Source organism: Streptomyces sp. NPDC017993, from assembly GCF_044328065.1.
Lineage (GTDB): Bacteria > Actinomycetota > Actinomycetes > Streptomycetales > Streptomycetaceae > Streptomyces.
The window spans coordinates 107427-125785 of sequence record NZ_JBIRGO010000019.1 but is presented as its reverse complement, the minus strand read 5'-3'; the positions used below and the strand labels follow the sequence as shown (position 1 = coordinate 125785).

General features: G+C 69.6%; 13 protein-coding genes. 4 read left to right on the top strand and 9 right to left on the bottom strand.

Annotation, left to right across the window (positions count from 1 at the left end; genetic code table 11):
- Window positions 1–40 precede the first annotated feature (40 nt).
- Window positions 41–667: a GntR family transcriptional regulator gene (locus ACH4FH_RS29940; protein ID WP_398559099.1), complete on the bottom strand. Its 627-nt coding sequence runs from the start codon at window positions 665–667 to the stop codon at window positions 41–43.
- A gap of 314 nt (window positions 668–981) precedes the next feature.
- Here ACH4FH_RS29940 and ACH4FH_RS29935 point away from each other — a divergent pair, with 314 nt between their 5' ends.
- Both ACH4FH_RS29935 and ACH4FH_RS29930 read left to right on the top strand, forming a co-directional pair.
- Entirely contained in the window at window positions 982–2466 is a 1485-nt protein-coding gene (locus ACH4FH_RS29935) for an MFS transporter (RefSeq protein WP_398559065.1), read from the top strand.
- A 327-nt stretch (window positions 2467–2793) separates the two neighbouring features.
- Window positions 2794–3471: an adenosylcobinamide amidohydrolase gene (locus ACH4FH_RS29930; RefSeq protein ID WP_398559064.1), complete on the top strand. Its 678-nt coding sequence runs from the start codon at window positions 2794–2796 to the stop codon at window positions 3469–3471.
- 38 nt (window positions 3472–3509) lie between these two features.
- Here ACH4FH_RS29930 and ACH4FH_RS29925 read toward each other — a convergent pair whose 3' ends face one another.
- The 7 genes from ACH4FH_RS29925 to ACH4FH_RS29895 all read right to left on the bottom strand — a co-directional run bounded on the left by ACH4FH_RS29925 (window position 3510) and on the right by ACH4FH_RS29895 (window position 14788).
- Window positions 3510–5153: a purine-cytosine permease family protein gene (locus tag ACH4FH_RS29925; RefSeq protein ID WP_398559063.1), complete on the bottom strand. Its 1644-nt coding sequence runs from the start codon at window positions 5151–5153 to the stop codon at window positions 3510–3512.
- An 848-nt stretch (window positions 5154–6001) separates the two neighbouring features.
- Window positions 6002–7582, bottom strand: a complete 1581-nt coding sequence (locus ACH4FH_RS29920) for an MFS transporter (protein ID WP_398559062.1) — start codon at window positions 7580–7582, stop codon at window positions 6002–6004.
- A 367-nt stretch (window positions 7583–7949) separates the two neighbouring features.
- On the bottom strand, window positions 7950–9299 hold the full coding sequence (locus ACH4FH_RS29915) for an amidohydrolase family protein (RefSeq protein WP_398559061.1): 1350 nt from the start codon (window positions 9297–9299) through the stop codon (window positions 7950–7952).
- A 77-nt stretch (window positions 9300–9376) separates the two neighbouring features.
- Window positions 9377–10660 (bottom strand): amidohydrolase family protein, encoded by a 1284-nt coding sequence (locus ACH4FH_RS29910; protein WP_398559060.1) that lies wholly within the window; start codon window positions 10658–10660, stop codon window positions 9377–9379.
- A gap of 236 nt (window positions 10661–10896) precedes the next feature.
- The gene (locus ACH4FH_RS29905) at window positions 10897–11613 is read right to left on the bottom strand and encodes a GntR family transcriptional regulator (RefSeq protein ID WP_398559059.1); all 717 of its coding nucleotides are present in this window, start codon (window positions 11611–11613) and stop codon (window positions 10897–10899) included.
- 193 nt (window positions 11614–11806) lie between these two features.
- Window positions 11807–13222, bottom strand: a complete 1416-nt coding sequence (locus ACH4FH_RS29900) for a DEAD/DEAH box helicase (protein ID WP_398559058.1) — start codon at window positions 13220–13222, stop codon at window positions 11807–11809.
- A 459-nt stretch (window positions 13223–13681) separates the two neighbouring features.
- A complete protein-coding gene (locus ACH4FH_RS29895; protein ID WP_398559057.1) occupies window positions 13682–14788 on the bottom strand; it encodes a chitinase in 1107 nt (368 codons plus the stop codon).
- 595 nt (window positions 14789–15383) lie between these two features.
- Here ACH4FH_RS29895 and ACH4FH_RS29890 point away from each other — a divergent pair.
- Together ACH4FH_RS29890 and ACH4FH_RS29885 are read left to right on the top strand one after the other, a co-directional pair.
- The gene (locus tag ACH4FH_RS29890; RefSeq protein WP_398559098.1) at window positions 15384–16139 is read left to right on the top strand and encodes an IclR family transcriptional regulator; all 756 of its coding nucleotides are present in this window, start codon (window positions 15384–15386) and stop codon (window positions 16137–16139) included.
- A 242-nt stretch (window positions 16140–16381) separates the two neighbouring features.
- Window positions 16382–16777, top strand: coding sequence for a molybdopterin-binding protein (locus ACH4FH_RS29885; RefSeq protein ID WP_398559056.1), 396 nt, complete (start codon window positions 16382–16384; stop codon window positions 16775–16777).
- Window positions 16778–16790: 13 nt separating this feature from the next.
- Here the strand turns inward: ACH4FH_RS29885 and ACH4FH_RS29880 are convergent, their stop codons facing one another.
- A complete protein-coding gene (locus ACH4FH_RS29880; RefSeq protein WP_398559055.1) occupies window positions 16791–18311 on the bottom strand; it encodes a PucR family transcriptional regulator in 1521 nt (506 codons plus the stop codon).
- Window positions 18312–18359 lie beyond the last annotated feature (48 nt).

The following is an 18359-nucleotide window of genomic DNA, read 5'->3' as shown; positions in this document are numbered from 1 at the left end:
CCGCCCCTTTTGCTGCGACCTTCGTTCACCCGGTGAACCGCTAACCGGTGAGCAGCACCTTGAGCGTGGACCCCAGGTGGTCGTCGATCGCCCGACACGCGGCTGCCGCGTCACCGGCTGCGAGCGCGTCCACAATCGCCTGATGTTCGTGAAGCACGGCTTCCTGGCGGCCCTGCTGGTTGTACAGCGCGACCACACCGGCTCGGACCTGCCGACTGCGCAGGCCGTCGTAGTGCCGGTCGAGCAGCGCGTTGCCCACGGCCGACACCAGCGTCGAGTGAAAGAGGTGGTCCACCTCGATGAACTCTTTGGCCTGTTCGGGACCGCTCAGTCCGACCTGCCGGTCCAGCAGCTCGGTGAGCTCACGTACCGGGGTCCGCCCCGAGGTCAGGACCTGCTCCGCCGCGTACCGCTCGACGATCCCGCGCAGCTCCATCAGCTCCGAGATCTCCCGGCCCGACAGCGGCGCCACCCGCGCACCGCGCTTGGGCACCAGCTCCACCAGGTCCTCCGCGGCGAGCAGCAGCAGTGCCTCCCGGATCGGGGTGCGCGAGACCCCGATCCGGTCGGCGATGTCCTGCTCGGAGAGGAACTCTCCCTGCATCGCCGGATCCGTCAGTACCGTCTCTTTGAGGTACGCGTACGCCTTCTCCCGACCGGACGCCACCATTACCCCCATCGTATACACCTTGTATACGGAAGTTACCACGAGGTGAGAGCGAGCACAGGGTCCAGACGCAGAATGATCCGCGGTGCGCTCGCCGCCACCGCCGGACCGGCGAACCGGCCGTCCCCGCCCGAGCCTCCATCAGATCCGCGCCGTCGGCTGCGGCGGGCCGGCGCAGGAAGTCCCGCCGCAGCAGAAGGACCGCCGAGCGCAGCCTCCGCACAGGTGACCGTAATGCGGACACCCGCGCAGGCGGGACCCGGACGGTGCATACGATTCCGCGGTACGTCCCTGCACCACACCGGAAGGCCCCTGTGAGCTCCACCTCTCCCCTGCCAGTCAGCTCGCCGCAGGAGACGGCGTCCGGCACGGTGCTGATCCGTACGGCGGCCGACGTCTCCGATCTGGTCAACTCGGGCACGGCACGCGGCCGTCACGCAAAGATGATCGTGATCATCGCGCTCGGCGGCATCTTCCTCGACGCGTACGACCTGAGCTCCCTCGCGTACGGACTGCCCGACATCACGAGACAGTTCGGCCTCAGCTCTACCGCGGCCGGGCTGCTCACCGCCTCGATCAGCGTCGGTTCGCTGGTGGGTGCCCTCCTCGGCGGCTGGCTGGTGGACCGCATCGGCCGTTACCGGGTCTTCATGGCCAACATGCTGTTCTTCGTCGTCACCGCGCTGGTGTGCGCGGTGGCGCAAGATTTTTGGACGCTGACCCTTGCCCGCTTCGTGATGGGCATCGGCGTCGGCATGGACATTCCGGTCGCCATCGCGTTCCTCGCCGAGTTCTCCCGGCTGCGGGGCAAGGGAAGCAAGGGCTCGCGGACGGCCGCTTGGTCGCCCGCCTGGTACGCCGCGACCAGCGGCTGCTACCTCGTGATCATGCTGTTGTACTTCTTCCTGCCGGAAGCCCAGTTGGGCTGGCTGTGGCGGTTCACCGTCGGCTTCGGCGCGGTGCCCGCACTGGTCGTGCTGCTGCTGCGCCGGCGCTACATGAACGAGTCCCCGACCTGGGCCGCCGACCAGGGTGACCTGGAGAGCGCGGCGCGGATCCTGCGGGAGTCGTACGGCGTGGACGCACGCGTCGCCGACGATGTGCCCCCGAAGGCGCCCCGCCCGCCCCGGCCCGGCCTGGCCTCGTACGCGCGGCTCTTCAGCCCGCCGTACCGTGCGCGCACCATCCAGTCGGTGACGGTCGGCGTGGCCGAGACCTTCGGCTACAACGCGGTCGCATTCGGGCTGCCGATCATCATCGCCACGCTGATGACCCAGGGCCCGCTGACCACGATCGCCTCCTCCTTCATCCTGAACCTCGTCTTCGCCCTGACCGGCGGGCTGCTCGGCATCCGCTGGGCGGCGACCCGGGGCGCCTGGCCGATGATGACGCTGGGATTCGCGATCCAGCTCGTCGCCATCGCGGTGCTCGGCCTCATCGGCGAGCCTTCGGGGACGGCCGTCGTGACGGCGGGGATCCTGATGCTCGGCACCTTCATGTTCGCCCAGGGCTTCGGCCCCGGCGCGCACATCATGAGCTACGCCTCACTGGGCTTCCCGACGTCGATGCGCGGCGTCAGCATCGGCTTCAACCAGGCCGTGCTGCGACTCGGCTCGACGCTGACCCTCTTCTTCTTCCCCGTCCTCAGCAGCGGCCTCGGCACGGATCTGTACTGGGTCATCCTCATCGCGCCCGTCCTCGGCCTGATCGCGCTGCTCGTGAAGCGCTGGGAACCCGTCGGCTTCGACGCGGACGCGGAGGAGCGGGCACGGCTCGATGCCGAGACTTCCTGCCGCTGAATCCGGGTCCGCCGACCCCCGGCACAGCGGCCTGCGCGTCTATCCCCTGCCGGCAGTTGGCTTGTCTGCCGGCGGTGTTGCCGGAGCTGCCGGTGATGGGCAGGAAGCGACGAATCCGCCCCTGCAAAGACGCCTCCTTCGATGACCGGACCGCCGGCCGCCTGGCCCATGGTGGCCAGGGGCTGACCGGCCAGGCGGGTGCGGTGCCGGACGACGAGGCCCGTGACAAGGCAACTGGACGGGACTTCCCGAGCGGTGACGGCGGCGGGTGCCGTGGAGTCCGCCAAGTACGATCAGGCAGTCTTCGCACCCGAGGAGTTCAGCCCGGTGACCGCCACCATCCCGCCGCCTCGTACTGCCAATCTCCTGCCTGTGCGGCAGCTGAGTCGGACCGAGGACGGCGAGCAGCTACCGGCACTGATGTGGTACGCCGGGCCCGGCTGGCGGATGATCAGCAGCGCGGTGCTCGGCGGTGGCATCGGGGAACGGGCCTGGGTCCTCAACGCCCAAGTCGCTCACGGCTACCGGCGTACCGACCCCGGCCGGCACCTGAAGCAGTTGGCGGACGAGGCAGGAGCGCACGGCATCGGTGTCGGGCTGATGACTGCTGCGGACGTCCGGGCGTACGTCCACGCGGAAGACGGCGGTACCGAGGCCGTTGTGACCGCAGGAGTCAGGATCCGCGGCTGGGCTGCCTCGCCGGCTGAGGAGAAGCCCGTGCCCGTGGAGCCGGGCACGATCAACATCATCGCCGCCTTGCCCGTGCCGCTTTCCGACTCGGCGCTGGTCAACGCGGTCGCCACCGCCACCGAGGCCAAGGTCCAAGCGCTGCTCGACGTGGGGTACGACTGCTCGGGCACGCCGACCGATGCTGTGTGCATCGCCGCTCGCACTGCACGACCGGGAGACGACGTCCACGCCTTCGCGGGTCCACGCTCGCTGTGGGGTGCCCGCCTTGCCCGGTCGGTATACAACGCCGTACGCGGCGCGCTCACCTGGCAGTGAAGCGTGCGCTGACGCGGTGCGCACATCTCGAACACGGCCTAGTAAGCGGCGGGCAGCACATGGTCGCCGGCCCGGTCGGTGCTCAGGCACAGTGAGCAGACCACCGCGTCGTGGGTGTGGCAGGCGGCCAGGTCCGGGCGTTCGAAGTCCTGTCGGCAGACATGGCAGGTGGAGGTGGTCGCGCTGGGGTTGCCGTCCGCGTCCAGCAGCGGTTCGTCGATTCCGTCATCGGTGCGCCGCAGGTAGTAACGGCCCTTGGTGGCCAGCGCCATCAGCGGCGTGAGGACGAACGCGATCAGGGCCGCCGCGACCGGTGAGTACGGCTGGAGGACGTCGCCCAGCACATGGAAGTACATCGCGATCGACAGCCCGGAGGCGGCGACGAAGGCCACCACGCCCACGGGGTTGACCGGATAGAGCATGCCCCGGCGGAACTCGGGAGCGTGCGGGGACAGCTTCAGCAGGTACTTGTTGACGATGATGTCGGTGGCGACGGTGACGACCCAGGAGATGGCGCAGTTGGAGTAGAAGCCCAGGATGGCGTTGAGGAAGCTGAACATGTCCGCCTCCATCAGGATCAGGGGTAACGCCAGGTTGGCCAGGACGAAGACCATCCGGCCGGGGTAGCGCTTGGTGACGCGGGTGAAGGAGTTGGTCCATGCCAGCGAACCGGAGTAGGCGTTCGTCACGTTGATCTTGATCTGGCTGATCACGACGAGGATCACGGCCAGCGGCACCACCAGCCACGAGGGCAGCATCGCGGCGAAGGCGCCCGTGAACTGCTGGATCGGCTCGGTGGCCGCGGCCGGGCCCACCTCGGCGAGGACATAGACGGCCAGGAAGAGCCCGATGGCCTGCTTCAGCGCGCCCAGCACCACCCACCCGGGGCCGGCCATCACCACGGCTGTCCACCAACTGCGCTTGTTCGCCTCGGTCTTGGGCGGCATGAAGCGCAGATAGTCGATCTGCTCACCGATCTGTGCGATCAGCGACAGGCAGACGCCCGCGCCCAGCAGCACCGATGCGGTGTTGACGCCACCGCCGCCGTCGGAACCCGCGTACGACACGAAGCGGTGCACCGATCCCGGGTCGGTGGCGACCAGATAGAGCAGCGGGCCCGCCATCAACAGCAGCCAGACCGGGGTCGTCCAGACCTGGAGCTTGCTGAGCGCCTTCATCCCGTAGATGACCAGCGGGATCACCATCACGGTGGAGACCAGGTAGCCCAGCCACAGCGGCAGCCCGAGGCCCAGCTTCAGCCCCTGCGCCATGATCGAGCCTTCGAGCGCGAAGAAGATGAAGGTGAAGCTGGCGAAGATGACGCTGGTGAGCACCGAGCCGTAGTACCCGAAGCCGGAGCCGCGAGTGATCAGGTCCAGGTCGATGTTGTACCGCGCCGCGTAGTAGGCGAGCGGGAAGCCGGTGACGAAGATGACCACGGCCGCGACGAGGATCGCGGCCAGCGCGTTCCCGGTGCCGTGCGTGAGGCCGATGCCCGCGCCGATGGAGAAGTCGGCCATGTAGGCGATGCCACCCAGCGCGGTGGTCGCCACCACCATCGGAGTCCAACGGCGGTAACTGCGCGGCGCGAACCGGAGGGTGTAGTCCTCCAGGGTCTCCGATACCGCCTGTCCGCGGGCGGGCTCCGCCGCGACAGCCGGTTTCGCATCAGCCTGGGTCATGCAGCGCCTCCTGGGGTGCCGTGGGAACTGCGACGGTGCTGCGTCGCTCACGGCCGGACGTTAGGAAGCGCGTGTTACCGCGGCACACTTCCCGGGTGAACCCGCTGTTTCCGAATGCCCGGCCGCCGCCGGCCCGCCGCGCGGGCGATCGAGAACGCGGAGGCAGCGCGCATGGTCAGTGGTGTCCCGATTCGTCAGGACCTTCGGCTGTCAGCGCCGAGGTCCTTGTCCTCAGCCGCCAGATGCCGCCGGCCCCCGCAGCCGTGCCCCGGTCGCATCCGCTGCGGGATCAGCGACGCTGTCCGCGGTTGGTGGCCGGCTTCGACCGCTACCCCAGCCAATTTGTCCGACCCCGTGTCAGGGAGTCGGACAGCGGGCCATATCCGTCGTTCGTCCGCGTGGTGGCCCGGCGCGTCGCTTGGACGGCCCCCACCCCTTCGCCACGGTGAGAGCGTGCGCCCTCCTGTCCCCCTCCTCGCCACCGCCGCCGCTACGGCAACGCTGCTGCTCACCACCGGCTGCGTCTCCGTGCCCTCCGCCGGCCCGTTCCGGGGTCCGCGCCCCCCTTCCCCGGTGCGCGCAGTGGCGCCGGTCCAGCCGTCGCGACAGCTGGATCCGGTGCAGGCCCCTGCCCGGGAAGCGGGCGAGACACCGTGCGCCCGCCGCGCCGCGGCCACGAACACGGATGACGGCCTACGCCAGGGTGGTGTGCCGGATGACCGCCGGTCATGTCCGTCCGGACCTGCTCGCCCTGCGCCGGCAGATGTACGGCCGCTGACCTGACACCGGCGGGCGGACGACTGCCAGCGGCAAGACCGGCACGGGCGACGGGCCCCGTGCCCGCGAGGTCAGGACGTGTCGTCGTCCGACGCGGCTGCCGACGGTGCAGGGTCGGGTGTCCCGCCCTGGAGACGTTGCAGATCGGACGCGCGTACCTGGATGACCAGCAGGGCGATCAGCGCCGCGACGACCGCGAAGGCTGCCGCGACGAGGAAGGCGCTGGAGACCCCGGCTGACAGGACCTCGTCGCCCCAGGGGGGTGGCAGTTGGCCGGTCCGCTGGAACTGTAGTTGTTCGGCGGGCGACGCCTGCGCCAAGAATGCCGGGATCTGGTCGGTGGCCTCGTTGCGGCTCGCCGTGCCGAAGGTCGTGACCAGGATGGACAACCCCAGCGAGCCGCCCACCTGTTGGGTGGCGTTCAGAATCCCGGAAGCCGCCCCCGACTCGTGCGCCGCCACTCCCGAGACGGCCATCAGCGTCAGGGACACGAACTGGAAGCCCATACCGAAGCCGAACACCAGCATCGGCCCGATCAGGCTGCCGAGATACGTACTGTGCACATCCGTCTGGGTCAGCCAGGACAGCCCACCCGCCGCGAGCAGTGCGCCGGCCACCATGAACGGCTTGGGACCGTACTTGGGCAGCAGCTGGGAGGCGATGCCCGCCCCCACCGCGATGACGGCGCTGACCGGAATGAAGGCCAGACCTGCCTGCAGGGGGCTGAAGCGGAGCACGTTCTGGACGAACAGGGTCAGGAAGAAGAACATGCCGAAGAGTGCCGCGGCCAGGCTGAGCATCATCCCGAAGGCACCCGCGCGGTTGCGGTCACGGAACATCGGCAGTGGTGTGATGGGCTGCCGCGAACGGCGCTCGATGGTGAGGAACACAGCGAGCAGCACGACCGCCGCGCCGAAGGCTCCGACGGTCAGCGGATCGCTCCAGCCGTCCTCCGAGGCACGGATGAAGCCGTAGACGAGCGCGACCATGCCTGCCGTGGAGGTGAGTGCGCCGAGGACGTCGAAATGACCGGGGTGGCGCTCGGACTCACGGATGAAGCGCGGCGCGGCGACGGCGATGACCAGGCCGATCGGCACATTGACGAACAGCACCCACCGCCAGTCCAGCCACTCGACGAGCATGCCGCCGACGAGCAGACCGATCGCGCCACCGCCGGCCGAGACGGCGGCGAAAACCCCGAAGGCCCGGTTGCGTTCCGGGCCTTCGCGGAAAGTGGTGGTGATGAGGGCGAGTGCGGTCGGCGAGGCGACGGCACCGCCGATGCCTTGCAGTGAACGTGCGGCCAGCAACTGCCAGGATTCCTGCGCCAAGCCGCCGAGCAGCGAGGCGACAACGAACAGCAGGATTCCCGCGATGAATACCCTGCGGCGGCCGAGGATGTCACCCAGCCTGCCGCCGAGCAACAGCAGCCCGCCGAAGGTGAGGGTGTACGCATTGATCACCCAGGAGAGGCTCTCGGTCGAGAAGCCGAGCGCCTCTTGGATGTGCGGAAGCGCGATATTCACGATGGTGATGTCGAGGACCACCATCAGCTGGCACGAGCAAATGACGAGGAGAGCAATCCGGCTGCTTCCACCCCGCCGCTGCCCGGAGCCGGCTGTCGGTTCGGGGGTCGGCGTGCGACTCGTCATAGGAGTTGCCTTTCCGCTCCGGGGAACCGGACCGGTCATTTCACCCACGTTATGCCTGCGTGCCGGCCCTCACCAGTCGATCAATCGGGCGTCTCGGAAGGGCAGGCAGCGGTTACTCGTGGGGGGTGCGGCACAGCAGTCGTGGGGCGAAGCTCTGTCCTTGCGAGGAGCTTGCGAGGAGGCATTCGGCTTGGCTCGTGGCCCCCGGTAGAGCCGGACCGGCCGGTCCGGCGAAAGCGCCATCGATGTGGTCAGCCGTAGGGCGCCCCCAGGGCTGTGGACGGCCGTCCACAGCCCTGGGCGCAAGGGTTCACCGAGGGATCATCGATCAGGGTGAGGGTGTCGCCCTCACTGTCGAGCTTCTGTTTCAGGTGAGTTCGCCGTCCCTGGCGACTACGCGTCCACCGCGCACCACCATCTCCCGCCTGGGGAGATCCACCACGATCTGGGGCAGGCACTCGCCGCGCACGAGAAGGAAGTCGGCAGGCGAGCCGGGCTTCAGATCGGCGCGGGGCAGGCCGAGGAGCTGAGCACCGCCGTCGGCGCCCGCGCGGAAGGCGGCCTCCAGGTCCTCGTCCAGGCGGACGTCCTGGACCCAGGCCAGCAGGTGGGAGCGATGCAGCATGTCGGCGTTGCCGAAGGGGCTCCAAGCGTCGCGTACGCCGTCGGTGCCGAGGCTGACATGGACCCCGTGCTCGCGCAGTCGGTCGATGGGCAGGACCAGGTCGGAGGAGGGCGCCACCGTCGTGAGGGAGATTTCCGCGTCCGCCAACTTCACCGCCATGTCGTCGAGTTCACGGCCGTTCAGCCCCGGAAGGCAGAAGACGTGACTGACGGTGACCTTGCCCTGGAGCGACAGCGCGCGGGTGCGGTCAATGATCGCGCGGAGCGACTTCACACCGGTGCTGGCTCGCTCGTGGAGGTGGATGTCGACGCCCACGCCGTGCCGGTCGGCGATGCCGAAGACCACGTCGAGCTGTTCGTCGAGCGCCTCATCGAATTCGATCGGGTCGATACCGCCGACCTGGTCGATGATCCCCGTGCGTGCCGCCTCCTCCAGGAGTTCCTTGGTGCCGGGTGTGCGGATGACGCCGTGCTGGGGAAACGCCACGATCTGCACGTCCAGGGCGTGCCGCAGCTCCTTACCGGCGGCAGCGATCCCTTCGACGCCCTCCAGGTCGAAGGCGGGCGCCACATCGGCATGTGCGCGCATGGCCCGCGTGCCCTGGGTGACGGCGTGCGCCATGAGGCGTTGGGCGCGGTCCTTCAGCGGTGTGCGCAATGCGTGGTACAGCTTCACGTCCTCGGCCGCGTACTCGGCGATGGAGTGCGCGGGGTTGCGCGTCACCCACGGCTCGCCCCATGCCGTCTTGTCAGGGTGGACGTGTGCGTTCACCAGCGTGGGCAGGGCGATCCGGCCCTTGCAGTCGATGACCCCCGCGCCCTTGGGCGCCGGGCCGTTCGTGACGAGGCCGTCGACGACGGTGAGATCGACCGGGGCGCCGGCGCCGTAAGGGCGGACGTTCCTGAAGACCGTGGCGTTCGGGTGGTGGCCCGCGTGCTCGGTGATCCTCGCGGCGGCGTACGGCGTCGATCCGGAGCTCTGGGCCGCAGCGGTCTCGTCCGCGGCCACGGTTCCCGCGAGGGCGGCGGCTCCGGCCAGTACGCCCCGACGGGAGAGGCTGCCGGTGGAGGAATGAGGCGACTCGGCACGCATCGGTTGGCTCCTTCGGTGTGGCGGGGGGGAGGAGGGAGGGGATGGGGAGGCGATGAGGAGGCGATGGTTGGCGGGCGCTACACGATGAGGCCGGAACGGACCACGTGCGAGGGCTTCTTGAGGACGCCGAGGTCGGCGAGCGGATCGCGGTCCACGATGAGTACGTCGCCTGTGCAGCCCCGCTCCAGACGGCCCACCGTCCCTTCCAGCCCCAGCAGTTTCGCCGCTTCGGTCGTCGCGGTGCGGATCGCGTCCAGGGCGGAGAGCCCGGCGGCATGCATCAACTCCACCTCGCCGCCGATGGGTTGGACCGTTCCGCCGGAGGAGTCGGTGCCCGCGGCGAGCGGAACGCCCAGCTCGTGCGCGGCGAGCACCGCGCGCTTGAGGACCGGCAGGTAGCTGCGCCCGCGTTCCGCCAGAATCGGATCCGAGGAATCGATGAGTCCGGCGATCGCGGTGAGTGTGGGGGTGAAGTACGTTCCCCTGCGCCGCATTTGGTGCAGGGTGCGCTCGGCGACGAACACCCCGTGTTCCAGGGAGCGGATACCCGCCGTGACCGCGTCGTGGCAGCCCTTCTCGCTGTAGCTGTGACAGAGCACGCCCTTGCCGCCGCGCCGCGCGGCCGCGACGACCGCGGACAGCTGGTCGTGGTCGTACACCTGGGTGAGCGGATCCTGCTCCGGCAGCCCGGCGCGCTCGTTCACCCGCGTCTTGATGACGTCGGCGCCGCGCGCGAGGTTCACGTCGACCACGCGGCGCAGGGCCTCCTTCGAGCGGACACCGTTCCGCAGCCGGGCGAGCGGGGCCAGATCCGGGTCGGCGAGGATCGTGTCCCCCAGGTCCGGCGTGACGAAGATGCCCGCGGCCCGGAGCCGCGGCGCCTGCTGCGGCGCCTGGTGGGCCAACTCCCGTACGGCGATGTCCTGGTAGAAGTTGGTCGATCCGCTGCGGGCGCTGGTCGCGCCCTTGCGGACCGCGTCGCGCGCCTCGGCCGCCGTGTTGAGGTGAATGTGTGCGTCGACGAGTCCCGGCAGAATCCACTTGCCGTCGGCCCGCAGCACCGGTGCGCCGTCGGGGACGTGTGCGGCGGTACGTGCCCTGGAGCCGGCGGCGTGGACGCGGCCGCCGGTGATGATGACGAGTGCGTTCTCGGTGACCTCGCCGGTGGCCGGGTCGAGCAGCGTGCCGCCCTCGATGACCAGGTCACCGCCGCGGCCGCTCGCGAGGCGGCGCCCGGTGGCCGCGGCTCCGGGAGCGGCCGCGGTCAGCAGCGTCGACGTGCCGGCCAGGGCGGCGGCGCCCGCGAGAACGCCGCGCCGGGTCAGGCGGCTCGGGGGTGGCGGGGCGGGCTCTACGCACATCGATGGGCTCCTTGATCGCGGTCGGCGAATGCGGGGAGCACTTTGTATACCAGCGGGGAAGGGTGGCTGGGAAGATGCGATTCCACCCCGCGGCCTACGCGCCAATTGCCCTGATCAGAGCAGGAATGGGCGGCATTCACCGGAGGGATGTTGCGCCCGGCAGGCAGCGGAGAGCACGGAATGATTCCTCTTGGTATACAAAGATTGGGACCGGTGAGCGGACCGACTCAACCGGCTCAACCGGCTCCGAAGAGGGAGCGCAGGGCCACCGCACGGCTGTCGCGTACGTGCAGCAGCGTGCTCGCGGCCGCCGACTCCTCGTCGCCCGCGGCGATGTGCCGAAACATCAACGCGTGCTGGGCCCGCATGTGCTCCGGCTCCTCGCGCAGACCGAACAACAGCTGGAGCTGCCAGCCCAGTTGCTCCATCATGCGGGCGAGCAGGGGATTGTCGCTCAGTGTCACGATGTCCTCGTGGAACGCGGTATGGGCCGCCACCTCGCTCGCCCCCTCGCCGTCGGCGGCCGCCTGCTCCGCCCTGTCGAGGGAGGCCCGCAGAGCGGAGAGCAACGACGGCTCGTCCGCTCCCGCCCCTGCCACACGGCGGGCAGCGAGTCGCGAGGCCTGTATGGCCAGGGGCTCCCACACCTCGTACAGGTGCTGCACATCGATGCGCTCAAGCCGGCGCACGCGCACGCCGCTGTGCGGCAGCAGTTCCAGCAGGCCCTCCGCCACGAGCGCGCGCAGCGCCTCGCGTACCGGTACGCGAGACATCCGCAGCTCCTCCGCGACCTCCCGCTCCACCAGGCGGGCGCCCTGGGGGTAGCGCCGGTCGACGATCCGCTGCCGTACGGCGTCGCGCGCGCAGGCGCTGAGCGAGGTGCGCCCGGCGGCCCCGGTGGTGGTGCTCCCGCTGTCGGGCGCACCGCCATGCTGCTTGCTGCTGCCCGCCACGTGCACCGTCCTTCGCTCAGCGTGCCCGGTGTGAGGATACGCGGCACCACACGGACGCCGCGGGGCTCGGGGCGCGCTACGCGGCGGACGAAACTCGGCGGGCGCCCGGCTCCGCGGAGTCGAGGACGCTGCCGCCCACGGCGACGCCACCGCCCGCAGCCTGTAAGGGTCCGGCGGTCAGGGCAGCGGGCTCTCAGCCGCCGCGGCGGACCCGGGCCGCCTTGCGGGCCTCGGCGAGCTTGCGGGCCTCGGTGGCCTTGCGGGACTTGCCGCCGGTGCCGCGGGAGGCGTCCTTGCTGGTGCCCAGGCCGCGGAAAGGGGCGTTGGTGTTCTTGGGCCGGGCCCCGGCGGGCCCACCGTCGAGCGGGGGGCCGGAGGGGGCCTTGGCCCCGGTGATCCGGCTCAGCTCCGCCTCCCCCGAGCGCACCTTGGTGATCGTCGGCTCGATGCCGGCTCCGGCCATCAGTCGGGTCATCTCGCGGCGCTGGCTCGACAGCACCAGCGTGACGACGCTGCCGGACTCACCGGCCCGGGCAGTGCGGCCCGCGCGGTGCAAGTAGTCCTTGGGTTCGGTGGGCGGGTCGACGTTCACCACGAGATCGAGGTCGTCGATGTGCAGGCCACGGGCCGCGACATTGGTCGCCACCAGGACGGTGACCTGGCCGTTCTTGAACTGTGCAAGGGTCCGTGTGCGCTGTGGTTGGGACTTGCCACTGTGCAGGGCCTCGGCGCGCACTCCACTGGCCCGCAGGTGCCGGGTGAGCTGGTCGACGGCGTGCTTGGTGTCCAGGAACAGCAGTACGCGGCCGTCGCGGGCGGCGATCTCCGTGGTGACGGCGTACCGGTCGGGGCCGTGGACGACCAGCACATGGTGGTCCATCGTCGTGACCGCGCCCGCGGACGGATCGACCGAGTGGACGACGGGGTCGTTGAGGTAGCGGCGGATCAGCTGGTCGACGTCGTGGTCCAAGGTGGCAGAGAACAGCATCCGCTGACCGGCGGCGTGCACCTGGTCGAGTACCTCGGTGACCTGCGGCAAGAAGCCCATGTCGCACATCTGGTCGGCCTCGTCGAGGACGGTGATCCGTACCCGTCCCAGGCGGCAGGCCCCGCGCTCGATGAGGTCATGCAGGCGGCCCGGGGTGGCGACGACGACCTCGGCCCCGTCGCGCAGCGCAGCGGCCTGTCGGCCGATGGACATGCCGCCGACGATCGTGGCTATCCGCAGCCGGAGCGCGTCGGCGTACGGCGCGAGCGCCTCGGTCACCTGTTGGGCCAGCTCCCGGGTAGGCGTCAGGATCAGGGCGAGGGGCTGCTTCGGCTCCGCGCGCCGCCCGGCCGTCCGTGCGAGCAGCGGCAGACCGAAGGCGAGCGTCTTACCCGATCCCGTGCGCCCGCGCCCCAGGACGTCGCGTCCAGCGAGGGCGTTGGGCAGCGTGGCTGCCTGGATCGGGAAGGGCTCTCGCACGCCGAGCTCCGTGAGCGTTCGCAGCACCTCGGCCGGCAGTTCCAGGTCGGCGAAGGAGGCGACCGGGGGCACCGTCGGAGCGGGGGCCACTGGCCGGGCGAGGTCGCCGTGCGAGGTGCCGAGGCGGTCTGAGTGGTTCATGAAGAGCCTTCCGCATGGGGAACGTACCGAGGAAGGCCCGGCAGGAACGAGCAGCCGACGAATCATGCGAGCCGGACGGGCCGAATCGCCGGCCGCCATGGCCGCCAAACATTTGAGGCTAACACAAAGTGACAGTTCGACCCGGCGCTGTGGTGCTGATCGCACCGCCTGCGTCGGCGACGCGCCGCGGACCGCGAGCCGTTTCCGAGGTGCCTGGACGGGCTCCCCATCGAGGCGATGTCGTCACGGAAGAGCGGCTCGAACGACCATGACCTCCTCGCCCGAAGCAAGGCAGGCAAGACAGGCAAGACCATCGAAGAGGCCAGCCCCTCCCCCGCTCACCGACCGACTCGGCGGCGGAGAGAGGAACCAGCCCCCGAGAGCTGAGGCAACCCGTACCCAATCACCGCGGCCACCAGGGCACCCTGCCACCCGTAGCCACCGACACAGAGACGTCCCTCAGCCGGTGAATGCCCGCATGAACTCGCTCGTCTTCCTTTCGGTGCTTGAACAGGTCGCCATCGCCTTGGAGTTGGCACCTCCCGGGCACGGCTTGTCCCGGGTGGCCGACCACATGGACAGCCGACCGAGTCCCTTCCTGGCGGCGAACCTCTTGAGCTCGACCGCGTCGGCGGGGGTGAAGACCTCGACCTCGACGTCGTTCACGCCGATCATCGGTGTGACGGCGACGGCATTCCAGGCTGCGACGTCGCGCCGGATGCCGAGCGTCTTCTTGATCTGCTTCTGGGTGGCGGTGGCGGCCGCGATGGCGTATTCGCCCATGTCGCCGTCGTAGTAACTGCCGTAGTCCATGGCCATGATGTTCACGGCGGAGACCCGGGCGCCGCTCTTCTTCGCGTTCTCCAGGACCGCGACGGCATGCTTGTTCAGGCCCGAGGGGAGCACCGGGAGAGTGAAGGACACGTCCAGGTCCGGATGCTGCTTCTGTAGCCGGCCGATCGCCTGGGCGCGGAGGGTGTTGGCTTTCTTGTCCGTCAGGGCGGGGCCCTCGATGTCGAAGTCGACCTTCGTCAGGTCGTAGGCGTCGATGACCTGGTTGTACGCACGCACCAACTGGTCCACCGAGCCGCAGACCCGCGCCAGTTCGTGACCACTCTGTCCGCCGAAGGAGATCCGCACATCGCCACCGTTGGCGCGCAGCGCATCCGCCTGACGCGCCACCGGGTTGTCGCCCAGCTCCTGCCTGCCGCCCCACTTGGGCGTGCAACCGCCTCCTGGGGAGACGAACGCCAGGTTGTACTCCTTTACGCCGGTCTCCCGCGCGCTCCGGAGAAGGTCGTAAGAGGGCTTGAGCGAGGTGTCCACGTACGGCGCGAAGGCGTTGGGCTCCGGAGCCGGGGGTTCGGTCGCCTCGGTGGGGGGTGCGCTGGAGGGGGGCCGGCTCTCGCTACGGGAGGGCGCCGACGGTGTCGGGTCCGGCTGCTCCTCCTCGGCCCCGGACGAACAGCCGGCAAGCAATGACAACGCAATCGCCGCCGTCACAACAGCGCCGATCGGCTTCAGTTCTCTTCTCCGGGAAGCCCGCATGTCTGCGTCGTTCGTCATCGTCGGCCTGCTTCCTTCGGAGGGGGTGGGCAGTTGGTAGCGGTCAGGGCGCCGGAAAGCGCCCAGATTGAACAATCAGGGTGTTGCGGGCCGGAACCCGGAAGACGCTCGGCCGCAAAGGGGAAACGCTACCGGCACGGCGCCGCGGGGACTCAATTTCCGTCTGCGCCGCTACAGAACGGGCGCTGCGTGAGCCACCGGAAAGCGGGAGAGGGGCAACGAATCGGACGATTCACAGAAATACGAACTCAGGTGGGACACCGCTACGAGCCTCGTTGCGGCCGCATAGGGCTGAACTCCGGCTCTTCACTTCAGCAGAGGCGTCGCGCCACGCCCCGCTCCTGGAGCGGGGCGTCGACCTCGTCGTCATCAAGGAACCAATCGGCCACGCCCACGATCCGGAACCGTGCCTCCGAGCACTCCCCACTGAGCCCCCCTCCATGCGGACGGCCTTCTTGACGCACAACGCCTACGGCATCGGCGGAGCCAGATCGCGTACCGACCGCGGACGCGGTCCGTAAGGGCGCGGTGCGGATGCGTGAGCCTCGCGAAGTACCGCCTTGCCTACGCCGAGCAGCGGGCGCAGGCTGGGGGTATGGCGGCAGACGGGCCCAACCTGGTCGCTTCCGTTCAGCGGGCTTTCCGACTGATGGAGGCCGTGGGCGCGCACGAGGGCGGCGCGCCGGCACAGCAGCTGGCACAGGAGGCGGGACTGCCGCTGACCACCACGTATCACCTTTTGCGTACGCTCACTCACGATGGGTACCTCCGCCGGCTGGAGGACGATGGCTATGTCCTCGGGGACCGCCTGGACACCCTGCATTCCGGCGGCCGTGAACAGGAACAGCTGAGCTACGTCCGCCCGGCTCTGACATCGCTGCGGGACGATCTCTCGGCCGCCGCCTACCTGACCTTCTACGAGGACGGCGAGATCCAGGTGGCCGAGATCGTCGACAGTCCCCTGGCACCGCGGGTCGACACTTGGGTGGGCTTCGAGGACGCGGGACACGCCACGGCGCTGGGCAAGTGTCTCCTGCGCGAACTCGGCGACGAGGCGCGCAACGACTATCTCTCCCGGCACCCGCTCGCCGACCTCACGCCGCGCACCATCACCGCTCGCTCCGAATTCATGCGGGGGCTCGACACCTCACCTCGTCCACCGGTCGTCACGGACATGGAGGAGTACTCGCTCGGGACGTACTGCGTCGCGGTACCGGTGTTCCGTGGGCAGACGCCCGGTTCGCTCGGAGTGTCCCTGCGGGTGGACCGGCTCTCGCACATCAACCAGGTCCGCGACCGGCTGATACCTGCGGCGAAGCGTGTGACCCGGGGACTCTCGCTCACCATCTGAGTTCAGGTCTGCGGTATTCGTTGTAACTTCCGCCCACCGAGCCGTGGTCGAAGTCTCCTGCGCTACCGTCCAGCCCTCGCTCGGCCCTGCTCGGAACGTACCACCGGAGCGGCAATGGTCTTTCCGTGATTCGGCCGGTGCGGCCCTTGGCTCGGGTCATGCCGAGGTCCTGCCCCCCGTACCCGCCGGCCGGGCCGCGGGTCCCGTCAGGCCGGCACCGGGCTCTGGCCTAGAGTGCGCGTGTGCCGTCGTACAGCATTGGGCAGGCAGCAGGGCTGCTGGGTGTGAGTTCGGAGACCGTTCGCCGGTGGGCGGACGGCGGTCGATTGCGCATGGACCGGGACGGCTCGGGCAACCGGGTGATCGACGGGGTGGGCCTGGCGGCGTTCGCGAAGGAGCGGGCCGCGGGCCTGCATCCCGTACCGGAGTCCGTATCCACCTCCGTGCGCAACTCGTTCATCGGGATCGTGACCGCCGTACGCGTCGACGATGTGGCCGCGCAGGTGGAGATCCAGTCCGGTCCGCACCGGCTGGTCTCGCTGGTGACCCGGGAGTCCGTGGAGGAACTCGGCATCGTCGTCGGGGTCACCGTCACGGCGAGGGCTAAGTCGACGAACGTCCACGTCGATGTCTCGTGACCGGTGAGACGTGTCAGCGGCAGAGCAGCGCGGCGCGCAGGTCGAGCTTGTGGTCGAGGCGGGACAGGTCCCGTCCGGTGAGGGACTCCACGCGCTGGATGCGGTAGTGGACGGAGTTCACGTGCAGATGCAGGGCCTCGGCGGTCCGGGCCCAGGAGCAGTTGTGCGCGAGGAAGACTTCGAGGGTCTCCAACAGCGTGTTGTGCGACGCCGGTCCGCCGAGCAGCTGTCCCAGCGTTTTGCTGCGGTACGCCGCTCGCACGTCGTCCGGGACACCCGCGAGGAGGGACTCCAGGTTGGAGAGGTCCTCGACAGCCGTCACATGGGCGCCCCGCGGAGCTGCGGACCGGGCGGCGGCCAGGGCGTAGCGCGCCTGGGCGAGAGCCGCTCCCAGACCTGCCGGGGTCGGCATGAGGGCACTGACGCCTGCATGCAGTGCGGTGTCCGGCCGGCAGTCATGGAGCAGGGTCCACACCTCCCCCAGTCGGGTCGCGATGTCGTCGTCGGACTCGGTGTGGACGATGGCGATGGCCTCGCCGTCAGGGCCTTGCCCCATAGCGGTGGATACGGAGGGGAAATGGCTCAGTGCCTCAGCGAGGGCCTCGCCGCCCCCGAGGCGCCCATCGGCCGCCCTCATGGTTGCGATGACCACGCGGTAGGGCCCTTGGCCGGCGAGACCGCATGAGCGCAGCGCGTTCTCGATGGCGGTCGTGTCGGATGCCGCGGTGCCGGTCAGTGCAATGAGATCTTCTTGTGCTTGCCGTCCGGCCGCCTGCCGTCGGTCGTGATGGTGACGGTGTTGGGCAAAGACCTCGGCGATCTCATGCAGGACGCGCGGTGGGGCCTCGTCCACTCCCGGCAGATGGAGGTGCCAGGCGTCGTAGGCAGTGCCATCGGCCTGGATGCGCAGCGTGGTCCCGGACGTACCGCGCAGGCTCTTCGCGGCCTGTTGGGCGGGGAGCACCGAAGCGGAGGCGGTGCGGGCGACCGTGCGTCCGCTGCTGGTCAAGAGGTAGCACGGCGGGGTGCCGAGGTGAGCGAAGGCGCGGTCCAGCAGCTCGGCCGGGGCCGCGCCCAGTTCGAGCAGCCGGCCGAGTTCGTTGCGTACGTTCTCCGCGAGCGCGTAGTGGGGTGCGGGGCGGCGGCTGAGATCTCCCCATTGCCGTAGATAGACGGCTTCGGTGATGGCCCGGAAGTTGGTCTGCGCGGATACGGCGAGCAACGGGATCCGGTGTTGGCGACAGGAGTCGACGAGATCCTCGGGGACCGTGCCGTGCGTCTCCTCGCCGGCGAGGAGCGCGGCCGCGCCAACGGTGCGCAAGGCGGAGACAAAGCGATCGATCTTGGCCCGACTGTCGCCCGGGTTCCACCACACGAGCCCGCTGAGCACGATCTCGCCCGGCTGAAGGAATCTGGTCGGGTCTTCCAGATCCGTGGCGGTGACTCCGCTGATCTCCTGGCCGAGAAGGGACGCGTCGCCCCAGACGAGAGCGATGTCGAGGCTGTCGAGCTGGAGGAGATTTTCGACGTGCATGCGGGTGGCTCCTTGCGCGGCTGCGGGACGACCCCACATCTCACATTC

Coding starts and splice junctions, on each gene's coding strand:
- ACH4FH_RS29890 (WP_398559098.1), top strand. CDS start 15,384: ATGGCGGCAGACGGGCCCAACCTGGTCGCTTCCGTTCAGCGGGCTTTC.
- ACH4FH_RS29925 (WP_398559063.1), bottom strand. CDS start 5,153: ATGACCCAGGCTGATGCGAAACCGGCTGTCGCGGCGGAGCCCGCCCGC.
- ACH4FH_RS29900 (WP_398559058.1), bottom strand. CDS start 13,222: ATGAACCACTCAGACCGCCTCGGCACCTCGCACGGCGACCTCGCCCGG.
- ACH4FH_RS29895 (WP_398559057.1), bottom strand. CDS start 14,788: ATGACGAACGACGCAGACATGCGGGCTTCCCGGAGAAGAGAACTGAAG.
- ACH4FH_RS29880 (WP_398559055.1), bottom strand. CDS start 18,311: ATGCACGTCGAAAATCTCCTCCAGCTCGACAGCCTCGACATCGCTCTC.
- ACH4FH_RS29915 (WP_398559061.1), bottom strand. CDS start 9,299: ATGCGTGCCGAGTCGCCTCATTCCTCCACCGGCAGCCTCTCCCGTCGG.
- ACH4FH_RS29920 (WP_398559062.1), bottom strand. CDS start 7,582: ATGACGAGTCGCACGCCGACCCCCGAACCGACAGCCGGCTCCGGGCAG.
- ACH4FH_RS29910 (WP_398559060.1), bottom strand. CDS start 10,660: ATGTGCGTAGAGCCCGCCCCGCCACCCCCGAGCCGCCTGACCCGGCGC.